The organism is Rubritalea squalenifaciens DSM 18772, from assembly GCF_900141815.1.
Lineage (GTDB): Bacteria > Verrucomicrobiota > Verrucomicrobiia > Verrucomicrobiales > Akkermansiaceae > Rubritalea > Rubritalea squalenifaciens.
On the sequence record NZ_FQYR01000005.1, the window covers coordinates 323,057 to 342,526 of the forward strand.

Below are 19,470 nucleotides of genomic sequence, written 5' to 3' on the forward strand. Positions count from 1 at the left end.
GTTTAAATGGAGCGGATATATTCTGCCAAATCGTCATAAAGGCCTGACTGATTGGCGTAGCTGGCATAGTTTGAAGCCTGCTCGATCCACTCCAGAGTCGTAGGACGCGTTGTTTTAGCCGCCTGGAGTAAGTGTTTCTGGTTGAGTTTGATTTCTTTGCCAGACTTCATGATTTCTTGAATCACCGATTCGGTGGCGCGGTCTACAACGGCACTGAGATCTGCTCCAGAGAATTTATCTGTAATCTTGGCTAGTTTACGGATATCGATTTTGTCCTGAGGAATATCGCTGAGGAGTATTTTAAGAATCGCCTCCCTGGCCTCTAGGTCAGGTGGCGGAACAAAGAGTACATGGTCGAACCGACCGGGACGGCGGAATGCGCTATCCACGCGCCAAGGAGTGTTTGTGGCACCAATTATAAGGAGCTCCTCATTGTCTGACTGGCTGCCATCCATTTCTGTGAGGAGGGTATTCACCAGACTTGCTGTGTAGCCGGCATCGCTACGCTTCACTCCGAGAGCATCTACTTCATCAATAAAGATGATGGTTGGTGCCTTTCGGCGGGCTACCTCGAATAATGAGTGCATGCGTTGCTCGCTTTCGCCAAGCCACTTGGACAAGATGTCATGCACCGAGATGTTGATGAAATGAGCTCCGCATTCACCCGCAGTGGCTCGGGAAATCAAGGTTTTGCCACATCCGGGAGGGCCGTAGAATAAAAGGCCGCCGCCAGAGCGTTTTTTGAACTTCTTGAATAAATCTTTGTTTTTGAATGGGTAGATGATGCTCATGCGGATGCGCTCCTTGAGCTGCTCCATGCCGCCGATATCGCTGAAATCGATAAGTTGCCGAGTCGAGTTGAGCAGCGCATCAAGCGAGCTGTCAGTCTCGATGAATTCATCTTCTTCAAGATTACTCTCATCGCTAGAGGTGTAGTATGGCAAATGGCTGTTTGTGTTTGCCATTGGTATGGGGGGAGGAGTTTCTAGTTTCGGCGAAGTTGGAGATTGGGGAGGAGTAGAGTCTGTATCTAACCAAGCTTCAAATTCTGGATCCTCCATTGATTCGTCGATGACAGCAGCCACGTTGTATTGTTTTCTGGCCTCATCTTTCATTCCGCGTTCGCGGTAAATGTCTGCCTTTTGCCTGTAGGCTTTGGAGCAGGCTTTATTGCTGGAAATGATTGAGTCCAAGATCTGTAAGGCCTCTTGCCAGTCATGATTCGCCAGGAGCTCTGCGATTACTAATAGTTTGTCCTCAGTCTCTGGTAGGGATTGAGGAGCTTTGAGTATGTCCGCAGCACGACTGTGGTCGCCCTCAGCAGTCAGTAGTTCAGCAACATGGAGACGGATATCCCAGTTAGAGGGGTCTTGTGAGAGTGAGTTTAAAAGTAGCTCGATTGTTCTGCTATTCATTGTCGATGACGGGTTGTTTTTTGTTTCTGCGTTCTCTCGTTTTCTTGGAATTAGCATCTATGAGGATTCCAACACAGCTAGCTAGAACTGTAAGGATGACGGCTCCTATGCACACTGTGAGAAATGCTGCGATCGTGCCGCCACGATACTGGTCACTAGTAAAAAGGAAGTAAACAACGGACCAGAAACACACCAAGAAGACCAGAAATAGGAAAAATCGGGTGTAGAAGCTCCATTTGTGTAGCTTTCGGAAGGGGCCTTTATAGATGGCAATTTTTCCCATTTTCTTGTGAATGTCTACGATGGTGAGGTATTCGTAAACTTTAGTCAGTGGCCAGAAGAAGGTGAAGAAGGCCACTGCACTGACGATGCCAAAGAGGATGATGTATTTGCCAATCAATAGTAATGGTAGTGCTAACAGGAATCCAAATAGATGTTTCCATTTCAGGTTCCCATCTGGAATCAACTCTATCAGTTTAATTACAAGCTTTGTGGGTAAGAAGGGGAGCCACAGCAATCGGAGGATTGGATCTCTTTTTCTCAGGCAACGAATGAGGTCGCTCTGGTGGCTTTTGCTCTCAGGATCAATGAAGAGGGCTTTTCGGTAGTATTCTTCAGCTACTTTGTACTTCTTGAGTTTTTCGCAATAGACGTCTCCAATACGGGAGTAGGCTAAGGCATTATCTGGCTCGAGCGAGAGTATTTCCTCATATTGGTTGATGAGGTCCTGAGGAGCAACCTTATGATCGGGTAGCTCATCGAGTGCCCTGGCTTTCAGATCTAGAGCGCTGACATCATCTGGACATAGGTTTAATGCCTTCTCTGCGCACTGAAGAGCCTGTTGCGGATTGTCAAAATGCAGTGATAGGTTTCCGAGGAGGCACCAGGAAGTCTCATCATTTGGCTCCAAACTCAATGCTTTGCGGACGTTGTCCTCAGCAGTGCCGGCACGATTCATGGACAGGTAGAGGAACCCAAGCAACCTGTAGCCATTCGCATAGTCTGGTTGCAGCCTGACGCTTTCTTTCAAATGGTTCTCTGCATGCTTAAAGTCGTTTAGCTGATAGAGAATAAACCCCATTTGACAGTGCAGCCAAGATGACTCGGGGCTGGTGGAAAGTAGCTGGCCAGCTACCTCCCTGGCTCGGAACCACTGGCCAGAACTCGTATAATTCTTCAATTGAGTATGTAGGGACTCTTCTGGATCACTCTCGTAATTGCTAATATTGTCAGTAAACGAACTCATACACAGATTGGACTGGGTCTGAGGACAGCGCATTTTTTTCGAACAATCCAGTTTATTTGAGTTATTCATGCGTACGTCGTTTCGTCTTGGTTTATTGAGAAAAAAAGAGCAGGCTGACTGCATTATGGCATTCAGTGGAATATTCGTAGTGTTCTTTATGTTGTTTGGTGGTCTCGGAGGCAACGAGGCTTTGGATTACGTGGACACGAAAAGTTATTGGAAAGAGCAAGGTGAGCAACCTGCTGAGGAAGCTTTGATTCAGGAGGTAAGTAAGCCTCAGGTCAAAGAAGGTGCATCGGCAAAGGCCAGTGAGATCCGTAAACTTATGGTGATCAGGACACTCGGTGAGATGAAGTCAAAGGGTGCTGTCAAAGCTCTTGAGCAAGCGACGAAATCTGAAGAGCGTTTTGTGGCTGGCTATGCCAAGGAGGCACTCGCGGCAATCAATGGCGAGAAAGCCGACTACCCGAAAGTGGACGGGGGAGATAAGAAAGATATGCTGATTATGCCCAAGGATACAGGGGTCTTTGTCCATGCGACTATGAAAAGTGGGCCAGCCCAGGATATCGCTAAAGAGCTCAAGAAAGCTCTCCCTGAACAGCAACAGGCAGGGGCTGAAATGATGTTGAGCGGTATGCAGAAGGGCTTGATCACTTTTCTGGAAAAGAGTGGAAACATTCGCATTGATACGGCGAGTGTAGGAGTGGCTCAGAATGTAGGAGACGAGGCAGGCTGGGCTGTATTGAGTTTACGTGGTGAGTACGATCACGCCGCTCTCCGGGCAACGATTCTAGAGATGGCAGGAGGTGATTTTAATCAGGTGAAGATCGGTGGTGTGGACTATTTGTCTCCAGAGGATGAAGTGTTTTTTGCTCCCCTGAGTGATGAGCATTTTATTCTCATGACTGGGCCGGGCAAAGAGCAGCTGCCGCTGGAGTCGATGGGTAAAGCGTTAGCCGGAGAGGTCAAGGAGGTTGCTATGCCCAAAGATCTCCAAGATCTCATTGCGAAAACTGAGAAGAAAGGAAATCTCTGGGCGGCCGCACTTGTATCAGGAGAGATGAAGAAGGTGCCCCATTTGAAAGAGTTTAAGAATCTTCGAATGGAGACTGCAAAAGGTGGTGAGTTTACTGAAGTTCTTGTCATTGGCGAGGGAGAGCAGGCTAACAAGGTTCAGCAGGCGCTGACTGCTATTGAAGAATTACATGCAGAGTTTGTTGATAAAGAGGTAGCCCAAATGAAAGAGCATATGCCTCCGGGGATGAAACCTATGGCTGATTTTATCGAGGGTATCGAATTCAGAGGAAGAGGCGATTTGGCCATTGTGTCGGGGAAGCTAAAAGATATCAACCCTCTGAACATGTTAACTGGCATGTTCTTGTTTCAGGCGCCGATGCATCATGAACATGGTGATTTAGAAGTAGAGTAGGAGTTGCGAGTTTAGAGGCCTTTCAGGGCCATTTGTGCAGGAGAGCTTAGGCTCTCCTGTTTTTGTATAGGCGGGAATTATTCGGTAAATGATTTGCGTGGGTAGGAGGTAGGGCACATTGTGGCGGCATGGAAAAAAGACGTTTAGGTAAGAGTGGAATGGTGGTGAGCGTGATTGGTCTGGGCACCATGACTTTCGGTACCCAGGCAGATAAGGAAGAGAGTTTTAAAATCATGGATGCGGCGGTCGATGCAGGCATTGATTTTTTTGACACTGCTGAGGTCTATCCTGTGCCGCCGACCAAGGAGTTGGCTGGTTTGACGGAAGAGTGGGTGGGTGATTGGATGAAGGATAAACCCAGAGAGTCAGTGATTATTGCTACCAAGGTGGCCGGGCCGGCTCATGGCTGGTTTAATCCGCCAGTTAGGCACGATAAGGCGGCCATTGACGGTTTCATGATCAGACGTGCGGTGGAAGGAAGTCTAAGAAGATTGAAAACCGATTACATTGATCTCTACCAAGTGCACTGGCCGGATGCTGGAATGCGCCCACTGGATGCGATCGAGGTGCTCGATGATCTAGTACGTGAAGGAAAGATCCGTGCTTATGGAGTTTCTAACGAAACATGCTATGGCATGATGAAGTGGCTGAGCGAGGCGGATGCCGCTGGAATGCGCAGGTTGGATACGATCCAGAACAATTTCTCGGTGAATAACCGACGGTTTGAGGATGAGCTTGGGCAGTGCTGCTTGGGTGAGGGTGTGAGCTGTCTTCCCTATTCGCCACTCGCTGGTGGAGTGCTGGCAGGTAAATACCAGAAGGGTGCCAAGCCTGCAGGAGCTCGTTTTTCAGCCTATCTTGATGGGGCTGAGAGGCAAAGAAAGATGGCCGAGCGATTCGTAAATGAGAAGTCTCTGGCGAATACTGCGGCCATTCATGAGATTGCCAAGCGGGAGGGGATTGATCCTGTGACTTTTGCCATTGCTTGGAGTAAACAGCATGACTTTGTGGCCTCCACTTTGATGGGGGTGAGCTCTCTAGATCAGTTGCAGCCACATATTGACGCCGCCGAGGTGACTATTAGGCCTGAGGTCATGGTGGAAATTGATGCGCTGACATCCGCCAATCTTTATCCAATGGGTTAGCGTGAATGTCTGCATGACATTTCGCCTGAGTTGTGTAGGATAATGACACCTATGGATGAATCGTTGTTCGAAACCCCTGCCGGAACACTTAAAGTTAGAAATGCACGCGAGGATGATATCCCGCGCTTGATCGAGGTTTATGCGAGGGCTTTTCCGGGCTTGATAGAGACGGATGAGCTCTGGCAACCGGATCAACTCCAAAGTCACATCGAGATCTTTCCTGAGGGCCAGTTCGTAGCCGAACTGGATGGGAACATTGTAGGGGCTGCCTCCAGCTTGATTGTCAACCTGGGGAAGGATCCTCTGAGACCACATACCTACTACGGTATCACGGATGATGGCTACTTCTATAATCACGACTATCAGGGAGATACCCTGTATGGGGCGGACGTGTATGTTGATCCAAAGGTTCAGCGCGCAGGTATAGGAAATGCTCTGTATTCCAGAAGGCGAGATCTTTGCAGAAAGCTGAATCTTCGGCGTATTCTCTCCGGAGGAAGATTGTGGAATTACGAGAAATATGCAGCAGAGTTTTCCCCGCAAGAGTACGTTGCGAGGGTGCAGGCAGGGGAGATACACGACCAAGTTCTCACTTTTCAGTTAAATCAAGGCTTTGTGGTTAGAGCCGTCATGCCGAATTACATTCGAGATAAGAGGAGTCAGGATCACGCCTCCTTGATCGAGTGGTTGAACCCGGATTATCAGTCTAACAGAGACGAGGATTCCAAGGTCAGGGTTTCCTGCGTGCAGTACCAGATGCGACGCTTGACTTCGTTTGAGGACTTCGAGGCACAAGTAAAATACTTTGTTTCCACGGCTGCCGATTATAAGAGTGAGTTTGTCTTATTCCCAGAGTTCTTCTCCGTGCAATTGCTTTCTCAGATGGATCCCGCGACTTCTCAGGAAGGGATTCGCAAATTAGCTGAGTGCACAGACCGTTTCATCAATTTGATCAGTGGCTTGGCCAGGGAGTTTGGTCTCTACGTGATCGCAGGATCTCACCCGGTGATGGAGGGAGACAAATTGTACAATAAGGCGATGTTATTCCGCCCTGATGGCAGTTACGTGGCCCAACCCAAGCTACATATTACGCCATCAGAGAGAATTGCATGGGGTATTACTGGTGGTAACGAGTTGATGCTCATTCAGACTCCTAAAGCAAAGGTGGGAATTCTGATCTGCTATGACATCGAGTTCCCTGAAGCTGCCAGGTATTTGGCGGAAAAGGGGGCGGAGATCATTTTCGTTCCTTACTGCACGGATAACCGACAAGGTTTCCTGAGGGTGAGTCTATGCGCTCACGCACGTGCGATTGAAAATCAAATCTATGTGGTGACTGCTGGTGTGGTAGGAAACCTGCCCGATGTTCCGGTGATGGATATTCACTATGGTCGGGCGACGGTGTACACGCCCTCTGATTTCGAATTTGCGCGAGATGGAATCCAGGCCCAGTCGGATGCTAATGTGGAAACGATGTTGGTAACGGATCTGGATATTTCGGATCTCTATCGTTCACGCGAATCGGGAAGTGTGACCCCTGTTAGTGATCGCCGGAGGGACTTGTTTGAGTTCAAGAGCTACTTGCGCAATTCTTTTGAAAAGCGTGGCGTGGAGCGCAGTGTCGTCACAGACTCAGAAGAGAGTTAAAAAGAGCAGGAGCGAATTTTACAAAGGCAGGTATTGAACTCTCTGATGGAGCTTAGGTGCTTCATCTTGAACTCGCTCAGTTGTGGGGCTAAGGCGGCTGCGCCTTGGCCTCCCACAATAATCGGAGTATTTGGCAGGTGGCGTCGGAGTCGACCAAGCTCCCCCAAAAGGTGCGGGTCATCGACCGGGTAGACAATGCTCAAGGCGACCGCCTTGGCCTGTCTCTTGATGGCGGCACTGGCGATTTCTTCAGCAGGGAGCGAGGCCCCAAGATAGGTTACGTTCCATCCAGCTTTACGCGCCAGACTAGCGGCAATGACGGCTCCGATCTCATGCAGTTGACCTGAAGGGGTGGTGACGATCAGTGAGGGAGACGAGGTGCTGCTGGTAAAGGGTCGTGTGGTGTGAGCGAGGTATTCCCTGATGGCACAGCTGGCAGCATGCTCATCTGAGCTGGAGATGTGACCTTCTTGCCAGAGTTGGCCTACCAGTTTGATGAAAGGCACCATGACTCTCTCAAGCAGTCCTGAGTAACCAAAGGCAATGCTGGCTTCATCAAAGATTGTTTCCAACTTTGCCTGATCCATTTCTTTGGTGGCTTGAATAGCTCGGCTGATGAAACCTTTCTCTTGCTCATCGCCTAGATCTGTCGCCGGAGCTTCCGATCGATCATTGATCGAGTTGTCGTGTTTACGGAGAAGAACCTGAAGCTCGGAGCAGCTGAGTCTGGCAATTTGGCCGATCGCATATCCCAGGCCTGTCAAGATAGCCAGAGCCTTGAGTCTCTGAAGTTCGGAATCTGTATACAGACGTCTGTTGGTGTCTGTGCGCATTGGGGTGACGGCTTGATAGCGTTTTTCCCACACCCTGAGGACATGGGGGCTCAGGCCAGTTTGCTGCGTTACTATTTTGATTCCATGCTTAGGCATATCTCTTACGAAAAGTTAATCAGAATTGACCTCTGATCAAATTGAATTTCTTTATTCTCTTATGCTTGCTCGCGGCGAGAGGAGGTTGATTTCTGCCGTGTAGAAAATATTTGGCAAGGTTGAAGAATGTGCTTATTCTAACACGACTATGAAAAACTGTACTAAAATGATTCTCGCAGTTGTCGGCCTCGCAGCATTGGCGCTGAGCTCTTGCAATACTTTCCGTGGTATGGGGCAAGACATTCGTGCCGGAGGTGACGCGATTTCCGATGCGGCTTCTCGCTAAGCAGAACCAACTGAAAGATGATAAAAAAGCCGCGCATTCGCGCGGCTTTTTCATTGTTATGTATTCGGTTGATATGAATAAGAGACGTTCTGATAGCAGCTTGTGCGGAAAGAGGACTGGTGAATCGTGTCGGTTTTGACAACTTTGCTCATTGCCCCAAACTAGGGAATGTAGCGTGATGCCATGCAGGCGGGGACAGGCGAATCGCTGCAAATTTGGCTTAATAGGTTGAAGCGTCCCAGGAATGCGTTTATGAAGGCGACATGTCTGAACACTACGAACTGAAAGTTATTCTCTACGGAATCGAGCCGCTCATCTGGCGTGAGATCTCCGTCCCTGCTGAGACGACCTTTGGGAAGCTTCACAAGCTGTTACAAGCTGCGATGGGGTGGGAAGACAAGCACTCTCACGAGTTTCGTCACGGCAAGGGCAGGAATCTGACCAGTGTGGTAGCTGATGGGAGTGATGTGGCGGTGATCAAGGGTGAGGATTTCAAGGATGAGAATGATCTTACCTTGAAGCAGTTGATCGGGAGGAAGCATTTCCCATTCCGCATGCTATACCGTTACGACTTCAGCGATGATTGGATTCATGAGCTGAATTTTCAACGTAAGAGTGAAGGATCAGGTAAGTGTGTTCTCATTGATGGAGAGAGGAATTGTCCACCTGAGGACTGCGGTGGATCTCACGGGTACCAGAATTGTGCGGATGGGGTTCTTGAGTGGATGGATGATGACTATGATCCGTCTAGCTTCGATAAGAAGGCTGCGGAAAAGCGCATCTCCAAGCTCAAATAAGGTAGATTAAAATAAGTCGGCTAACAGCGTGTCCAGAACCTTTCTGAAAGGAGAGGGCATGGGGAGGTTAGGGAGCTCTTCCAGCTGGTGCCATTTCTCTTGCTCTGGATTTTCGGAATTCGGAATGCTTATATTTCTGGTATCATAGATACGCAGGGTCACGCGGTGGTGGGTGATCCCATACGTGGATTTAGAGAGTAGGGGGCAGGCTTCCAGTTGGTGGTGAGCGCGTTCGGGGAGTTTCCACATGCCAGACCTTCGGGCGCTTGCCTTCTCTTGGTGTAGTAGGATTTTTCCGTCTTGGATGGCGAGTATGCAGTGCTCATCAACAAGCACAGTCTTTTTGGCCGAGCCTTTTTTGGGGAGGCTTGTAGGGTCTTTTGTGCTGCAGAATTTATTAAGGATGCAAGTCTCGCATTTAGGAGCCTTGTTGGTACAGACCTGCTGCCCAAGTTCCATCAGGGCAGAGTTGTATGCCCGTGCGTTCTTCGCGGGCACGAGTTGCTCAGCCCATGACCAGAGTTGCTTCTGCCCCGCTGTGGTGTCGACTCGCTCTTGGTAATCGAAGACTCGAGAAAAGACTCGGGCGACATTGGCGTCGACGATGGGTTGAGACTGGTTATAGGCGAATGAGGCTACAGCGCCTGCTGTGTAGCGGCCGATTCCTGGAAGGGCTCTTATTTGCTCATACTGCTTGGGAAAAATTCCTTCGTGATAATCGCAGATGGCTTTAGCTGCTTTTTGGAGATTTCTTACACGTCTGTAATAGCCTAGGCCTTCCCAGGCTGAGAGGATGGTCTGTTCATCGGCGCGCGCCAGATCTGCCGGAGTGGGGAACTGTGAGATGAAGTGTACGAAAAAGCCTTTGTTGAGTACTGTGGCTACTTGTGTCTGTTGAAGCATAACCTCGGAAATGAGGATATGCCATGGATCCGTAGTTTGCCTCCATGGGTAATCCTCGCCTTCCTTGCTGAACCACTGGATGAGTGATTTTTGGAATGATGCTGGTTGTTGCAGCGGCATGGTTGCTTAGGATAGGGAGGTGTTTACGGTAATGGTTGTACCCAGGGTGTGAATGGCTCCAGGCTCAAGGGTGTAAACATCGTCAAAGGCATTCGCGGTCTCTACACAGACGAAACTGAGATAGTCCTCATTACCCAAGTCGCCCATGCCGGCGGATTTTTCGATCCATGGGTTCCAGACGACTGTTGAGCGGCTGCCATTTTTGGCGACGTGAATTTGACGTGAGTTGCCGCGGTCATCAATGGTGGTTGTCGCCATGGTCTTTTCAAAGACGAGGTCCGTCTCTTTGGTGAAGCTGAGTGCTCCTGACTGGGTACCGTGTTTATTCGTCACTTTGTCGGCGAAGGTGACTCCATCAAGGCCAATCACGGAGACATCTGAAATGTGCGCGATGTCGAAGTAGGTGTGAAGAGCACCGCCGATGGTGATGCTGGAATCGCTTCGGTTGCAGCTAGTGAGCTGGACATCGAGGGCTTGACCTATTCTAAAAGTGATTTCAGCAGTTGTATGCTGGGGCCATAATTCGTTGGCTACTTGGCGGGTGTCAAACTCCAGAGTCACTTCGGTGTAGTCCTCGTGTTTGGTGGTGCTTTTGAGTTCCCAGAAACGGTCGCGTGCAAAGCCGTGATTAGGTTTTGAGTTGTCACTCGGGTGTGGGCCAAACCATGGCCAGCAGACAGGGATGCCACCGCGGATGGCCTTGCCTTCTTGGAATATGGCTTTCGAGCTGGTGAAAATGATGGGTTGGCTGCCAGTGGGAGTATACTCAATCAGAGTGGCTCCAAGTAGGGCGATTGTGGCTTTTGCGTGACGGTTGTCTATTTTGATCACCGGATAGCCCGGGCTGAGTTCTTCAAACCAAAGTTCTTGTGGTATGCTGAATGAGTCGCTTGGAACCGTTGCCATGCGGCTAGGTTGCACACGAATCGGGCATGATCAATGCGAGAGAACGTCAAAACGTCTGGAATTTCTCATAAAAGGGCGTTGAAGGTAGTGGGGGGCACCGTTAGTTTTCCTCTGATGGATGTACGAAAACTGATTGAGCAGATGGATAGTGAATTGCGCGCCCTTGGGGCGAGTGGTGAGCTGATCTGTGAGGTAGGAGGCTATCCTGTTTATGCGTACCGGATTGAGAAGGATGGAGGGAAGAAGGTTTATCTCTCGTCCGGAATCCACGGTGATGAGCCTGCTGGTCCACTAGCTTTGCTTGAGCTAATTCAGCGGGGAGGGCTTGATGAGAGCTGCAGTTGGTGCGTTTGCCCGATCTTGAATCCTACTGGCTTAGCTGCGGGCACCCGAGAAAATGCAGAGGGATATGACTTAAATCGTGATTATCTGAGATTCAAAACAGAGGAGGTAAGGGCGCATGCCAAGTGGTTGGAAGGGGTGCAGGCTGATCTAGCCGTATCATTGCATGAAGACTGGGAGAGTACGGGCTTTTACTACTATGAGATCAATCAGCTGGAAGATCGACCTGAGCGGTATGAACGCATTGTGGAGGCGGTGACTCCGCATCTGCCGATGGAGCCGATGAACTTGATTGATGATCACGATGTACGGAAGCCAGGATGGATCTATCACCATTGTGATGCTGACGAGCCCGAAAACTGGCCTGAGGCCATCTATTTGGCTAAGAGGGGCTGCCCTCTGTCCTTTACTTTTGAAACGCCTTCTAGTGAGGAACTTGGGAAGAGAGTCGAGTGCCATGTCGCTGCCGTGAACTCATTAATGCAGCTTTATCATAGCCAAAGATGAATTTTTTGTTATAAAGTTCTGCGAGGAACTATATAGACCCAAGTGTATGGTTCTGTTTCACGTAACGAAGCTATTGACTAGGTAGATGAATAACGGAAAGAAACAGTGGTTTTATCTTAATTTGGGTCAGCGAAGAGGCCCGGTAAGTAAGGAGAAACTTTGTGAGCTCATTGAGCGCAAGGAGATCTATTACTCCGATGTCCAGGTCTGGAAAGAGGGGATGAAAGAGTGGCTTCCTGTCTCAAAAGTGCGCAGCTTTGCTGGCAGTATCAAAAAGGTAAGTACTCCAAGTTCTAGTACAGTAGACACAAGAGAGGCTAAGGAAAGGGAGTTGCGAGAGCAAGATTCGCATTTGGGGGGATTGGGCCGATTTGGTTATAATCTATATTTCTATATTGGTTGGCCAATCGTCTACATGCTGGGTTTTATAGCGTGTAAAGAGTTACAGCTGTATGGGGTTTTAGATTCCAGTGACCCTGTCCAGTTAGCATGGGTACCCTATATCATTTGGGGATTTGTTGGTTTAGTCACTCTGATAGCCACCGCATCTCGCATGAGAAATGCAGGTTATGCTGGATCATGGTGTATGGGGCTGTTGGTTCCATTACTGAATCTGTGGATTCTGCTGATTAGTTTGTGTGGTCCTACAAACTACAGGAGGAGAAAGCGATTGGGAATGGGGGGGCTAGTGTTTTTTATGATCTTTGTTGGGGTTACTTTAGGAGCTACATTCGTGAATATGGGGGGTTATCACATCAATGTCGATGGGATGAAGCGTAGTGTATTTGCTCGTTATTCTAAGCTGACAAATATAGAGTCACGCCAAAGCAGTGCGCTTAATGAGCGCGCTAAGGATAATCATGAGAAAGAGGTCAGGGAGCGAGAGCTTGAGGAGACTGGGCGAGAAGGTCGAGAGATGACCGAGAGAGAGCGCGAAATCGATGCGGCAACTTCAGGGGGGAGCCAGTAAGTCTTATCTCCGGCTGGGAGTCATAGTCCGAGGGGGTTATTCCCTCGCAAATTGCCGGGCTAGATTCATCCATTCTTCATCCAGGCTGCATGTAGGCATGTCTTTTCCGGCGCGGTGATACCAGTAGCTGGCGTTTCCCAGATCACCTTCCACACGGTGGAGGTAGGCGTGTATCCAGGCTCCACTCGGGTCTGGAATCTCGTTGCAGAGGTCATGTGAGGCATGCCAGTCTCCGGATTTTTCTAGCCAAAGAGCTTTCAGGGTTGAACTGAGTCCTTCTGGCATGGATGAGCCAGAGGTGGCGGAGTTGAGAAGTTCTTGGGCTGTCATGATGCGATAGGCATAGCGCTGATGAGTAAGCTTGAGAAGTTGGAATTCATTCTATTCCAGCAAATCCTTGCGCCCAAGAAGTCAGAGCGCTACTGCTTTCCATGTAATTATGGCCAGTATACCGGAGAGAAGAAGGGATCAGGATGAAATCGCTCAGCTGCGCATGCGTAATGCGATGCAGATGCGGCCTCCGGTGCAGCATTATCAACGAAAGCTAGCGTCGCCTCTCATCTTGTGGCCTTGTTATCTCTTCTCTTTGTTAGGCCTAGGGGTTGTTATCGGGCCGTTGCTTTTTATCAGGAAGCCGCTTTCACGGCATCATGCAGCACTGATGATTATTGTATCAGTGATTGTCCTGCTGAGCGTGTCTTTGTGGTCACTGAATTACCTCAAAAAGGCAGACGGGGATCTGCCTTCCTGGGTGCCCGAGTGGGTGGTCGACCTAGATCTCTAGAGCCTCGGCAATGAGGGCCATACGAACGGGTACGCCGTTCAGTGCCTGCTCGAAATATTTAGCTTGAGGGAGCTTGTCCACCGCTTGCTGAATTTCATTCACGCGTGGCAGTGGGTGCATCAGGATAGCATCGGCTTTCATCTTTCCGACCATTTCAGGCGTGAAGATAAAGGCGTTTCTGACGCGGTTGAATGTTTCTACATCCTCGAAACGCTCCTTTTGCATGCGGGTATCGTAAATGACATCGGCTTTTTGGAGGATCTCATCATTGAGTTCGGTGTGGATGCTGTCGCCATCTTTGAGGTATTCCTCGGGCATCTGGATTTCCTCTGGAGCCACATACTGGATGTTTACACCGTCGTACTGGCGGAGAATTTTTGCCAGTGAGTGGACAGTGCGGCCGTATTTGAGATCGCCGACGAATGTCACATTGAGGGGCTTCTCACCAATCTTATGATGTTTGAAGATAGTGTAGAGGTCTAACAGTGATTGGGTGGGGTGTTCGCCGGATCCGTCGCCCCCGTTGAGGACGGGAACAGGTGAATAGTGAGCGGCTAGTTTGGCTTCGCCTTTCTGTTTGGTACGGATGGCAATGATATCCGCATAGCCGCCGACGATGCGGATCGTGTCCTCGATGACTTCACCTTTGGTTTGTGAGGAGAAGGTGACATCCGTTTCAGAGATAACCTTGCCGCCGAGTCGCATCATGGCCGTCTCAAAGGATAGCCGAGTACGGGTGGAAGGTTCGTAAAACAGAGCTCCAAGGATCTTCCCGTCGCAAAGTTTCGAGCCGCCGAGGGCCAAGATGTCTGCCATCTCAGCACTGCGTTTCATGATGTGGTCGAGATCGGAACGGCTAAATTGGTCGGCGGAGAGGACGTGTTTCATGGACAAATGAGGTTCTAATCAATGCGGGCTTGGCTGGCAATGCTGATGTGTTGGGCGAGGTGCACAAATGCTTCATCAGTAGTCAAAACAGTTTTGTACTGGTCAATCCTTACAGGATCGCTAATTTCCGCCCATGGCTATCGATGTTGATTTACTAGCAAAGATTTGTGAAGCGCCGGGTGCTCCGGGCTTTGAGATCAAGATCCGCGAGTTGGTTCTTAAAGAACTTAAGGGTCTTGCAGATGAAGTGAGAATTGACCGCATGGGCAATGTAGTTGCTCTCAAGAAGGGTAAGGATTCTTCAAAGAAGGCTATGGCCGCAGCTCACATGGACGAGATTGGTTTCATTGTGACTCATATCGATGACAACGGTTTCGTTCGTTTCAATCCACTTGGAGGTTTCGATCCAAAGACGCTGACAGCCCAGCGTGTTTTGATTCATGGTAAGAAGGATGTTCTCGGTGTGATGGGCTGCAAGCCGATTCACATCATGACTCCTGAAGAGCGTGGAGCTAAACTGAACCTGGATGACTACTTCATTGATACAGGTCTTACAAAGAAGCAGCTTGAGAAGATTATCGAAATAGGTAGCCCGATCACTCGTGAGCGTCACTTGGTTGAGCTTGGTGATTGCGTGAATGTAAAATCACTCGATAACCGTGCATCTGTATTCCTGCTTCTCGAGACGCTTCGCACACTGAAGAAGTCTCGCCGTAAGCCGGCATATGATTTCTATGCAGTCTTCACTGTTCAGGAGGAGATTGGTATCCGTGGCGCTAATGTGTCTGCGCTCGAAATTCAGCCTGACTTTGGTTTTGGTCTCGATACGACGATTGCTTGTGATACCCCAGGTGTTCCTGCTCAGAAGAAGATTACATCTCTCGGTGAGGGTACTGCGATTAAGATCATGGATAGCTCCGTGGTCTGTGACTACCGCATGGTAGAATTCATGAAGAAGACTGCCAAGGAGAAGAAGATCAAGTGGCAGCCTGAGATCCTGCATGCAGGTGGTACAGACACCGCTGGTCTCCAGCGCATGAGTCCTGGTGGATCTATCGCTGGTGCGATTTCTATCCCGACACGTTATGTTCACCAGGTGATTGAAACCTGTCACAAGGACGATATCGAAAATGGTATCAAGCTTCTGGCCGCCTGTGTTTGCGATCTTGATAAGCACGATTGGAAGTTCTAATCGTTAATCTCTGATTTCTGTAGGAAGCCCTTGCTTTTTTTGAGCAAGGGCTTCTTCTTTTCTGGTAGAATTAAGTACGACTATGGGGAAGTTAGGTAAGATCGCGATTGTTGGTGCAGGAGCTGTTGGCAGCTACTATGGGGCACGTCTGGCCCAAGCCGGTGAAGATGTGACCTTCCTTCTGAGGTCGGACTACGATCATGTTAAGGAGCATGGCTTGGAGGTCCAGAGTGTTGCCGGGGATTTCCATCTGGAAAATGTCCAGTGTGAGAGAGATTCAGCAGCCATAGGGCCGGTAGACTTGGTGATCGTGGCTTGGAAGACGACTGCGAACTCCTGTGCTGAAAAGGTGATCGCACCTTTAATAGGTGAAAATACAGCTATCCTTACACTGCAGAATGGTCTCGCAAATTGTGAGTTTCTGGCTGGCTTGTTCGGGGGAGAGCGTATCATGGCTGGACTTTGTTTTGTCTGTATCAATAGGCTTGAGTCCGGAGTGATTTCTCACACGGCTTCAGGTTTGATCAGGATTGGTGAATATGGTCGTCCGGTGACTCCGCGGCTTGAGCTGATCAATGAGGTTTTCAATGGAGCTAACTTTCCTTGCGAAATGGTGGACGTGTTAGAGAAAGCCCAATGGATGAAGCTGGTCTGGAATATCCCTTTCAATGGCTTGGCCATTGCGGAAGGGGGCGTCGATACTGATGTCCTGCTCAATGAGCTTAAGCTAGAGCATAAGGTTCGTGCTCTTATGGGAGAGGTTGTGCAGTGTGCTGCTGCCTTGGGTCATGAGATTCCAAACTCCTTCATAGATCGGCAGATTAAAATCACTTATCCGATGGGGAAGTACAAACCATCGAGTATGATAGACTTCGTGGATGGAAAACCTATCGAGGTAGAATCAATTTGGGAGATTCCCGTGCATAAAGCAAAGGCACTGGGAGTGCCAGTGCCTGAAATGGAGGAATTGTTGGGAAGAATTCAGCAGCGTATCGCTGAACGAGATGCCTGTTAGACTTCTGCCCACTGGCGAATCAGATTGTGATAGATGCCAGTGAGTTGGACGGCGGATTGCTCTGCGGCTGCATGCTCTCCCAGTTCTTGGCTGATCCGTTGGATCGAGCAGTCTAGGTCGAAAAGTAGGCCGCGCTGTGTATCATCTCTGACCATGCTTTGAATCCAGAAGAATGAGCTCACGCGTGCTCCGCTGGTCACCGGGGTGACGCGGTGGAGGCTTGTGGCGGGGTAAAGGATCATGTGGCCGGCTGGGAGTTTGACTTCTTGGGTTCCGTAAGTGTCCTCGATGGTGAGAACGCCGCCTTCATATTCATCAGGGTCAGAAAAGAAGAGGGTGGCGCTGAGATCGGTGCGCATTTTCTGGCCGGTTCCAGGAATGTAGCGAATAGCGTTGTCTACATGGGTGCCGAATGTTCCGCCGCCCGTGTATTTATTAAACATGGGGGGGAGCACTCGAAGGGGGAGTGCGGCGGATACAAACAGTGGATTGGTGGAGAGTGCTTGTGTAATCAGATTGCCTAGCTCTATGGCGGTGGGGTTGCTTGTATCGAGTTGTAGGTTGTCCTTGGTTTTGATTGCTTGGCCGCCAGCGGTTGCTTTGCCGTCGATCCATTCAGCGGTATCCAGCCTTTTGCGGAAATCGGCGACTTGTTCAGGTGTGAGGACGTTCGGAATTTGAAGGATCATGGCTGTTGTCTGTTAGTTGGTGGAGATACCCCTGCGGCGCCATCAAATCGCGCCGCAGGGGTATTTGTTATGAGGTCGGTGGTATGAAAAAACTGATCTGCTAGAACGAGTAGTTCAGTGAAATGGAGGCTGATCTTCCTGGGCCGGGAATGAAGTGGCCGCCGCCTACCTGGTCGACGTAGCGTTCGTCGGCGATGTTGAGTAGGTTCAGTTGGGCGCTGAGTGAGTCGTTGATCTGATAGGTCGCGGCTGCATCAAAGGTAATGTAGTCGTCAGCGATGCGGCCTCGGCCGTTGTCTCTCTCTCCGACGTAGCGAACGCCGCCTGCTAGGGCGAGTTTGTCAGTCACATCGAAGGTGTTCCAGATGGAGACACTATGTTCTGGTGTATTACCGAGGCCATTGCCTTCACCGCCAGCGAGGTCTTTCTTGATCTCGCTGTCCATGTAGGTATAGCCGGCAAAGATGGACCAGGTGTCTGTGATTTCCCCTGCTAGGCCGAACTCTACGCCTTGTACTTGAAGGTCGCCTTCGAGTTCATAGGGGTCAGAATTGCTTGCGCGGGTTCTGGCATTCGTCTTGTTCGTTCTGAAGAGTGCGGCAGAGAGGTGAAGACGCTCATTTAGTAGGTCCCACTTGGTTCCTAGTTCAAATGTCTCGGTTTCCTCTGGGTCTACGCCGGCCAAGGCATCGCTCCTCCCGAAGGAGAGTGATTCGGCTGATGGGTTGGAAGAGGTGCCGTAGGCGAAATAGATGCTTCCGTTTTCTGTTGGCTTGTAGGTGATGCTGGCGCGCCAGTTGAAGAGGTTGTCGTCCTGGGTCAGATCTCCAACTTCGGCATCGAAGTTCTCAAAGCGTACTCCGCCGTTGAGGATCCACTGATCGTTCAGCTCAATGGTGTCATAGACGAAGATGCCTATGGTGTCTGCGCGGCCAACTGTGGTTCCGGTGTATGAGTAGATGGAGTTATCTGTGCCGTGTGGATTCGGATTGTAGAGGTCTGTATCTGGAGCTCCTGAGTCGTCAGATGTACGGTTTACATTCTTATCGCGCTCTCTGGAGTAATCGGCTCCCGTCACTAGCGTGTGTTTCCAGTCCCCGGTTTCAAAGCGGATGTTCGCGTCCACAGCAATGGAGGCGATGCTGTTAGTCTGTTTGCGGAATTTCTCGTCTGTGCGTCTGATCGTGTCGTCTGTCCCGCCGACTAGGCGAGGTGCTGTGATGATGGAGTCGCGGTAATTGCGTCCATAGCGGGCGATTCCGCGCAGGTCGAAGTTTTCATTCACGCGGTGCTTGATCTCGGCGGTGAAGATGTCTGTGTCGACGTGTTCGTAATCGCGGCTGAGCAGGCCGTACCAGTTGTCAAAGTCTACGCCGGAGGGGACTTCGTCGTTTACCCATGGGATACCGTAGTCAGGGACATTGTCTTGTGACATGTGCATGTAGGACAGCGTGGTCACTGTGTCAGTGCCTAGGCCAAAGGCCAATGAAGGAGCGAATCCCCAGCGCTGCTGCTTCACATAGTCGCGGCCTGGTACATAGGCTGTGTGCCCCATAAGGTTTAGGCGGAAAGCGGCTCCTTCGAGGCTCAGTGGTTGATTGTAGTCTAGTGTGGCGCGGGCGAAGCTATCTGTGCCCAGGCTAATGCTGGCATCGGTAGCGCCATCAAGTTTGGGTGTCTTGGTGGCAAGGTTGATAGATCCGCCTGTGCCGCCGCGTCCGCTATCGGTGGAGGATGGGCCTTTGGAGACTTCGATCTGCTCGTAGTTGAATGGGTCACGTGTGTAACCGCCGATGTCTCTCACGCCGTCGACGAAGAAATCGGTACGTGCACTGAATCCGCGTATGCTAAGTTGGTCGCCAGCAGGGGTGCCGCCTTCTCCGGCTTGGAGTGAGATGCCGGGGACATTACGCAGGGCGTCCTGCACAGTAGTGGCGTTCTGCTGTTTGATCAGGGCTTCAGGGACAACGGTTACGGTGCGCGGGATGTCGCGCAGTGGGGCTGTATAGCGAGAAGATGAGAGCTGCCCAGGCTTGAGTTTGGCATTCTCGTCTGCCGTAAGAACCGACGGGTCGAGGGTCTCGGTCTTCTGTGGCTCGCTTTGGTTCTGTCCTTGTGGAGCAGCCTGAGTGGTTAGTTGCCCCGCGATGAGCATGGCGCCAGCCACGCTTGTAGCGGCTGTGCGGTTAGAAAGGAGTGCTGCGTGGCGCAGGTTGTTGGTCGGTGCTTGTTCAAGCATTTGCTTTTGTTGTTTCACAGA

General features: G+C 50.3%; 19 protein-coding genes. 10 read left to right on the top strand and 9 right to left on the bottom strand.

The window, feature by feature from the left end; genetic code table 11:
* Window positions 1–2: 2 nt before the first annotated feature.
* Together BUB27_RS14695 and BUB27_RS14700 are read right to left on the bottom strand one after the other, a co-directional pair.
* Window positions 3–1,415, bottom strand: a complete 1,413-nt coding sequence (locus BUB27_RS14695; RefSeq protein ID WP_159434982.1) for an ATP-binding protein — start codon at window positions 1,413–1,415, stop codon at window positions 3–5.
* Window positions 1,408–2,661: a tetratricopeptide repeat protein gene (locus BUB27_RS14700; RefSeq protein ID WP_159434983.1), complete on the bottom strand. Its 1,254-nt coding sequence runs from the start codon at window positions 2,659–2,661 to the stop codon at window positions 1,408–1,410. Before BUB27_RS14700 ends, BUB27_RS14695 begins: the two co-directional genes overlap by 8 nt.
* A gap of 67 nt (window positions 2,662–2,728) precedes the next feature.
* On the opposite strand from BUB27_RS14700, the gene BUB27_RS14705 reads away from it, so the two are divergent.
* From BUB27_RS14705 to BUB27_RS14715, 3 genes are all read left to right on the top strand, one after another.
* Window positions 2,729–4,090, top strand: coding sequence for a HEAT repeat domain-containing protein (locus BUB27_RS14705; RefSeq protein ID WP_159434984.1), 1,362 nt, complete (start codon window positions 2,729–2,731; stop codon window positions 4,088–4,090).
* Between the two features lie 128 nt (window positions 4,091–4,218).
* Window positions 4,219–5,235, top strand: a complete 1,017-nt coding sequence (locus BUB27_RS14710) for an aldo/keto reductase (RefSeq protein WP_143184618.1) — start codon at window positions 4,219–4,221, stop codon at window positions 5,233–5,235.
* 51 nt (window positions 5,236–5,286) lie between these two features.
* Window positions 5,287–6,882: a bifunctional GNAT family N-acetyltransferase/carbon-nitrogen hydrolase family protein gene (locus tag BUB27_RS14715; RefSeq protein ID WP_159434985.1), complete on the top strand. Its 1,596-nt coding sequence runs from the start codon at window positions 5,287–5,289 to the stop codon at window positions 6,880–6,882.
* On the opposite strand, the gene BUB27_RS14720 is transcribed toward BUB27_RS14715, so the two are convergent.
* Complete coding sequence (locus BUB27_RS14720) at window positions 6,879–7,811, bottom strand: MerR family transcriptional regulator (RefSeq protein ID WP_143184620.1); 933 nt, start codon at window positions 7,809–7,811, stop codon at window positions 6,879–6,881. The two genes, BUB27_RS14715 and BUB27_RS14720, sit on opposite strands and share 4 nt — an antisense overlap.
* A 148-nt stretch (window positions 7,812–7,959) precedes the next feature.
* Between BUB27_RS14720 and BUB27_RS14725 the strand changes: the two genes are divergently transcribed.
* Both BUB27_RS14725 and BUB27_RS14730 read left to right on the top strand, forming a co-directional pair.
* Complete coding sequence (locus BUB27_RS14725) at window positions 7,960–8,097, top strand: entericidin A/B family lipoprotein (protein ID WP_143184621.1); 138 nt, start codon at window positions 7,960–7,962, stop codon at window positions 8,095–8,097.
* A gap of 263 nt (window positions 8,098–8,360) precedes the next feature.
* Window positions 8,361–8,894 carry a plasmid pRiA4b ORF-3 family protein gene (locus BUB27_RS14730; protein WP_143184622.1) on the top strand — a complete coding sequence of 178 codons (534 nt, stop codon included), beginning with the start codon at window positions 8,361–8,363 and terminating at the stop codon, window positions 8,892–8,894.
* 6 nt (window positions 8,895–8,900) lie between these two features.
* Here BUB27_RS14730 and BUB27_RS14735 read toward each other — a convergent pair whose 3' ends face one another.
* Both BUB27_RS14735 and BUB27_RS14740 read right to left on the bottom strand, forming a co-directional pair.
* Window positions 8,901–9,917: an A/G-specific adenine glycosylase gene (locus tag BUB27_RS14735; protein WP_143184623.1), complete on the bottom strand. Its 1,017-nt coding sequence runs from the start codon at window positions 9,915–9,917 to the stop codon at window positions 8,901–8,903.
* 6 nt (window positions 9,918–9,923) lie between these two features.
* Window positions 9,924–10,823 (bottom strand): D-hexose-6-phosphate mutarotase, encoded by a 900-nt coding sequence (locus BUB27_RS14740; RefSeq protein ID WP_143184624.1) that lies wholly within the window; start codon window positions 10,821–10,823, stop codon window positions 9,924–9,926.
* A gap of 114 nt (window positions 10,824–10,937) precedes the next feature.
* Between BUB27_RS14740 and BUB27_RS14745 the strand changes: the two genes are divergently transcribed.
* Together BUB27_RS14745 and BUB27_RS14750 are read left to right on the top strand one after the other, a co-directional pair.
* Complete coding sequence (locus BUB27_RS14745; RefSeq protein ID WP_159434986.1) at window positions 10,938–11,672, top strand: M14 family metallopeptidase; 735 nt, start codon at window positions 10,938–10,940, stop codon at window positions 11,670–11,672.
* Between the two features lie 85 nt (window positions 11,673–11,757).
* On the top strand, window positions 11,758–12,642 hold the full coding sequence (locus BUB27_RS14750) for a DUF4339 domain-containing protein (protein WP_143184626.1): 885 nt from the start codon (window positions 11,758–11,760) through the stop codon (window positions 12,640–12,642).
* A gap of 36 nt (window positions 12,643–12,678) precedes the next feature.
* Here BUB27_RS14750 and BUB27_RS14755 read toward each other — a convergent pair whose 3' ends face one another.
* The gene (locus BUB27_RS14755) at window positions 12,679–12,972 is read right to left on the bottom strand and encodes a hypothetical protein (RefSeq protein WP_143184627.1); all 294 of its coding nucleotides are present in this window, start codon (window positions 12,970–12,972) and stop codon (window positions 12,679–12,681) included.
* 109 nt (window positions 12,973–13,081) lie between these two features.
* Here BUB27_RS14755 and BUB27_RS14760 point away from each other — a divergent pair, with 109 nt between their 5' ends.
* Window positions 13,082–13,426 (top strand): hypothetical protein, encoded by a 345-nt coding sequence (locus BUB27_RS14760; protein ID WP_143184628.1) that lies wholly within the window; start codon window positions 13,082–13,084, stop codon window positions 13,424–13,426.
* On the opposite strand, the gene pyrB is transcribed toward BUB27_RS14760, so the two are convergent.
* A complete protein-coding gene (pyrB, locus tag BUB27_RS14765) occupies window positions 13,415–14,314 on the bottom strand; it encodes an aspartate carbamoyltransferase (protein WP_143184629.1) in 900 nt (299 codons plus the stop codon). The two genes, BUB27_RS14760 and pyrB, sit on opposite strands and share 12 nt — an antisense overlap.
* 133 nt (window positions 14,315–14,447) lie before the next feature.
* On the opposite strand from pyrB, the gene BUB27_RS14770 reads away from it, so the two are divergent.
* Entirely contained in the window at window positions 14,448–15,506 is a 1,059-nt protein-coding gene (locus BUB27_RS14770) for a M42 family metallopeptidase (RefSeq protein ID WP_143184630.1), read from the top strand.
* An 82-nt stretch (window positions 15,507–15,588) separates the two neighbouring features.
* Window positions 15,589–16,521, top strand: a complete 933-nt coding sequence (locus BUB27_RS14775; RefSeq protein WP_143184631.1) for a 2-dehydropantoate 2-reductase — start codon at window positions 15,589–15,591, stop codon at window positions 16,519–16,521.
* Here the strand turns inward: BUB27_RS14775 and BUB27_RS14780 are convergent.
* Window positions 16,518–17,210, bottom strand: coding sequence for a Fe2+-dependent dioxygenase (locus tag BUB27_RS14780; RefSeq protein ID WP_143184632.1), 693 nt, complete (start codon window positions 17,208–17,210; stop codon window positions 16,518–16,520). The two genes, BUB27_RS14775 and BUB27_RS14780, sit on opposite strands and share 4 nt — an antisense overlap.
* A gap of 100 nt (window positions 17,211–17,310) precedes the next feature.
* The gene (locus BUB27_RS14785) at window positions 17,311–19,449 is read right to left on the bottom strand and encodes a TonB-dependent receptor (protein WP_143184633.1); all 2,139 of its coding nucleotides are present in this window, start codon (window positions 19,447–19,449) and stop codon (window positions 17,311–17,313) included.
* Window positions 19,450–19,470: the final 21 nt, after the last annotated feature.

Bases quoted from the DNA above. Each gene is read 5' to 3' on its own strand.
- BUB27_RS14750 (WP_143184626.1), top strand. From the start codon at position 11,758: ATGAATAACGGAAAGAAACAGTGGTTTTATCTTAATTTGGGTCAGCGA.
- BUB27_RS14770 (WP_143184630.1), top strand. From the start codon at position 14,448: ATGGCTATCGATGTTGATTTACTAGCAAAGATTTGTGAAGCGCCGGGT.
- BUB27_RS14695 (WP_159434982.1), bottom strand. From the start codon at position 1,415: ATGAATAGCAGAACAATCGAGCTACTTTTAAACTCACTCTCACAAGAC.
- BUB27_RS14755 (WP_143184627.1), bottom strand. From the start codon at position 12,972: ATGACAGCCCAAGAACTTCTCAACTCCGCCACCTCTGGCTCATCCATG.
- BUB27_RS14780 (WP_143184632.1), bottom strand. From the start codon at position 17,210: ATGATCCTTCAAATTCCGAACGTCCTCACACCTGAACAAGTCGCCGAT.
- BUB27_RS14760 (WP_143184628.1), top strand. From the start codon at position 13,082: ATGGCCAGTATACCGGAGAGAAGAAGGGATCAGGATGAAATCGCTCAG.
- BUB27_RS14730 (WP_143184622.1), top strand. From the start codon at position 8,361: ATGTCTGAACACTACGAACTGAAAGTTATTCTCTACGGAATCGAGCCG.
- BUB27_RS14715 (WP_159434985.1), top strand. From the start codon at position 5,287: ATGGATGAATCGTTGTTCGAAACCCCTGCCGGAACACTTAAAGTTAGA.
- BUB27_RS14785 (WP_143184633.1), bottom strand. From the start codon at position 19,449: ATGCTTGAACAAGCACCGACCAACAACCTGCGCCACGCAGCACTCCTT.
- pyrB (WP_143184629.1), bottom strand. From the start codon at position 14,314: ATGAAACACGTCCTCTCCGCCGACCAATTTAGCCGTTCCGATCTCGAC.
- BUB27_RS14740 (WP_143184624.1), bottom strand. From the start codon at position 10,823: ATGGCAACGGTTCCAAGCGACTCATTCAGCATACCACAAGAACTTTGG.
- BUB27_RS14725 (WP_143184621.1), top strand. From the start codon at position 7,960: ATGAAAAACTGTACTAAAATGATTCTCGCAGTTGTCGGCCTCGCAGCA.
- BUB27_RS14745 (WP_159434986.1), top strand. From the start codon at position 10,938: ATGGATGTACGAAAACTGATTGAGCAGATGGATAGTGAATTGCGCGCC.
- BUB27_RS14700 (WP_159434983.1), bottom strand. From the start codon at position 2,661: ATGAGTTCGTTTACTGACAATATTAGCAATTACGAGAGTGATCCAGAA.
- BUB27_RS14775 (WP_143184631.1), top strand. From the start codon at position 15,589: ATGGGGAAGTTAGGTAAGATCGCGATTGTTGGTGCAGGAGCTGTTGGC.
- BUB27_RS14735 (WP_143184623.1), bottom strand. From the start codon at position 9,917: ATGCCGCTGCAACAACCAGCATCATTCCAAAAATCACTCATCCAGTGG.
- BUB27_RS14710 (WP_143184618.1), top strand. From the start codon at position 4,219: ATGGAAAAAAGACGTTTAGGTAAGAGTGGAATGGTGGTGAGCGTGATT.
- BUB27_RS14720 (WP_143184620.1), bottom strand. From the start codon at position 7,811: ATGCCTAAGCATGGAATCAAAATAGTAACGCAGCAAACTGGCCTGAGC.
- BUB27_RS14705 (WP_159434984.1), top strand. From the start codon at position 2,729: ATGCGTACGTCGTTTCGTCTTGGTTTATTGAGAAAAAAAGAGCAGGCT.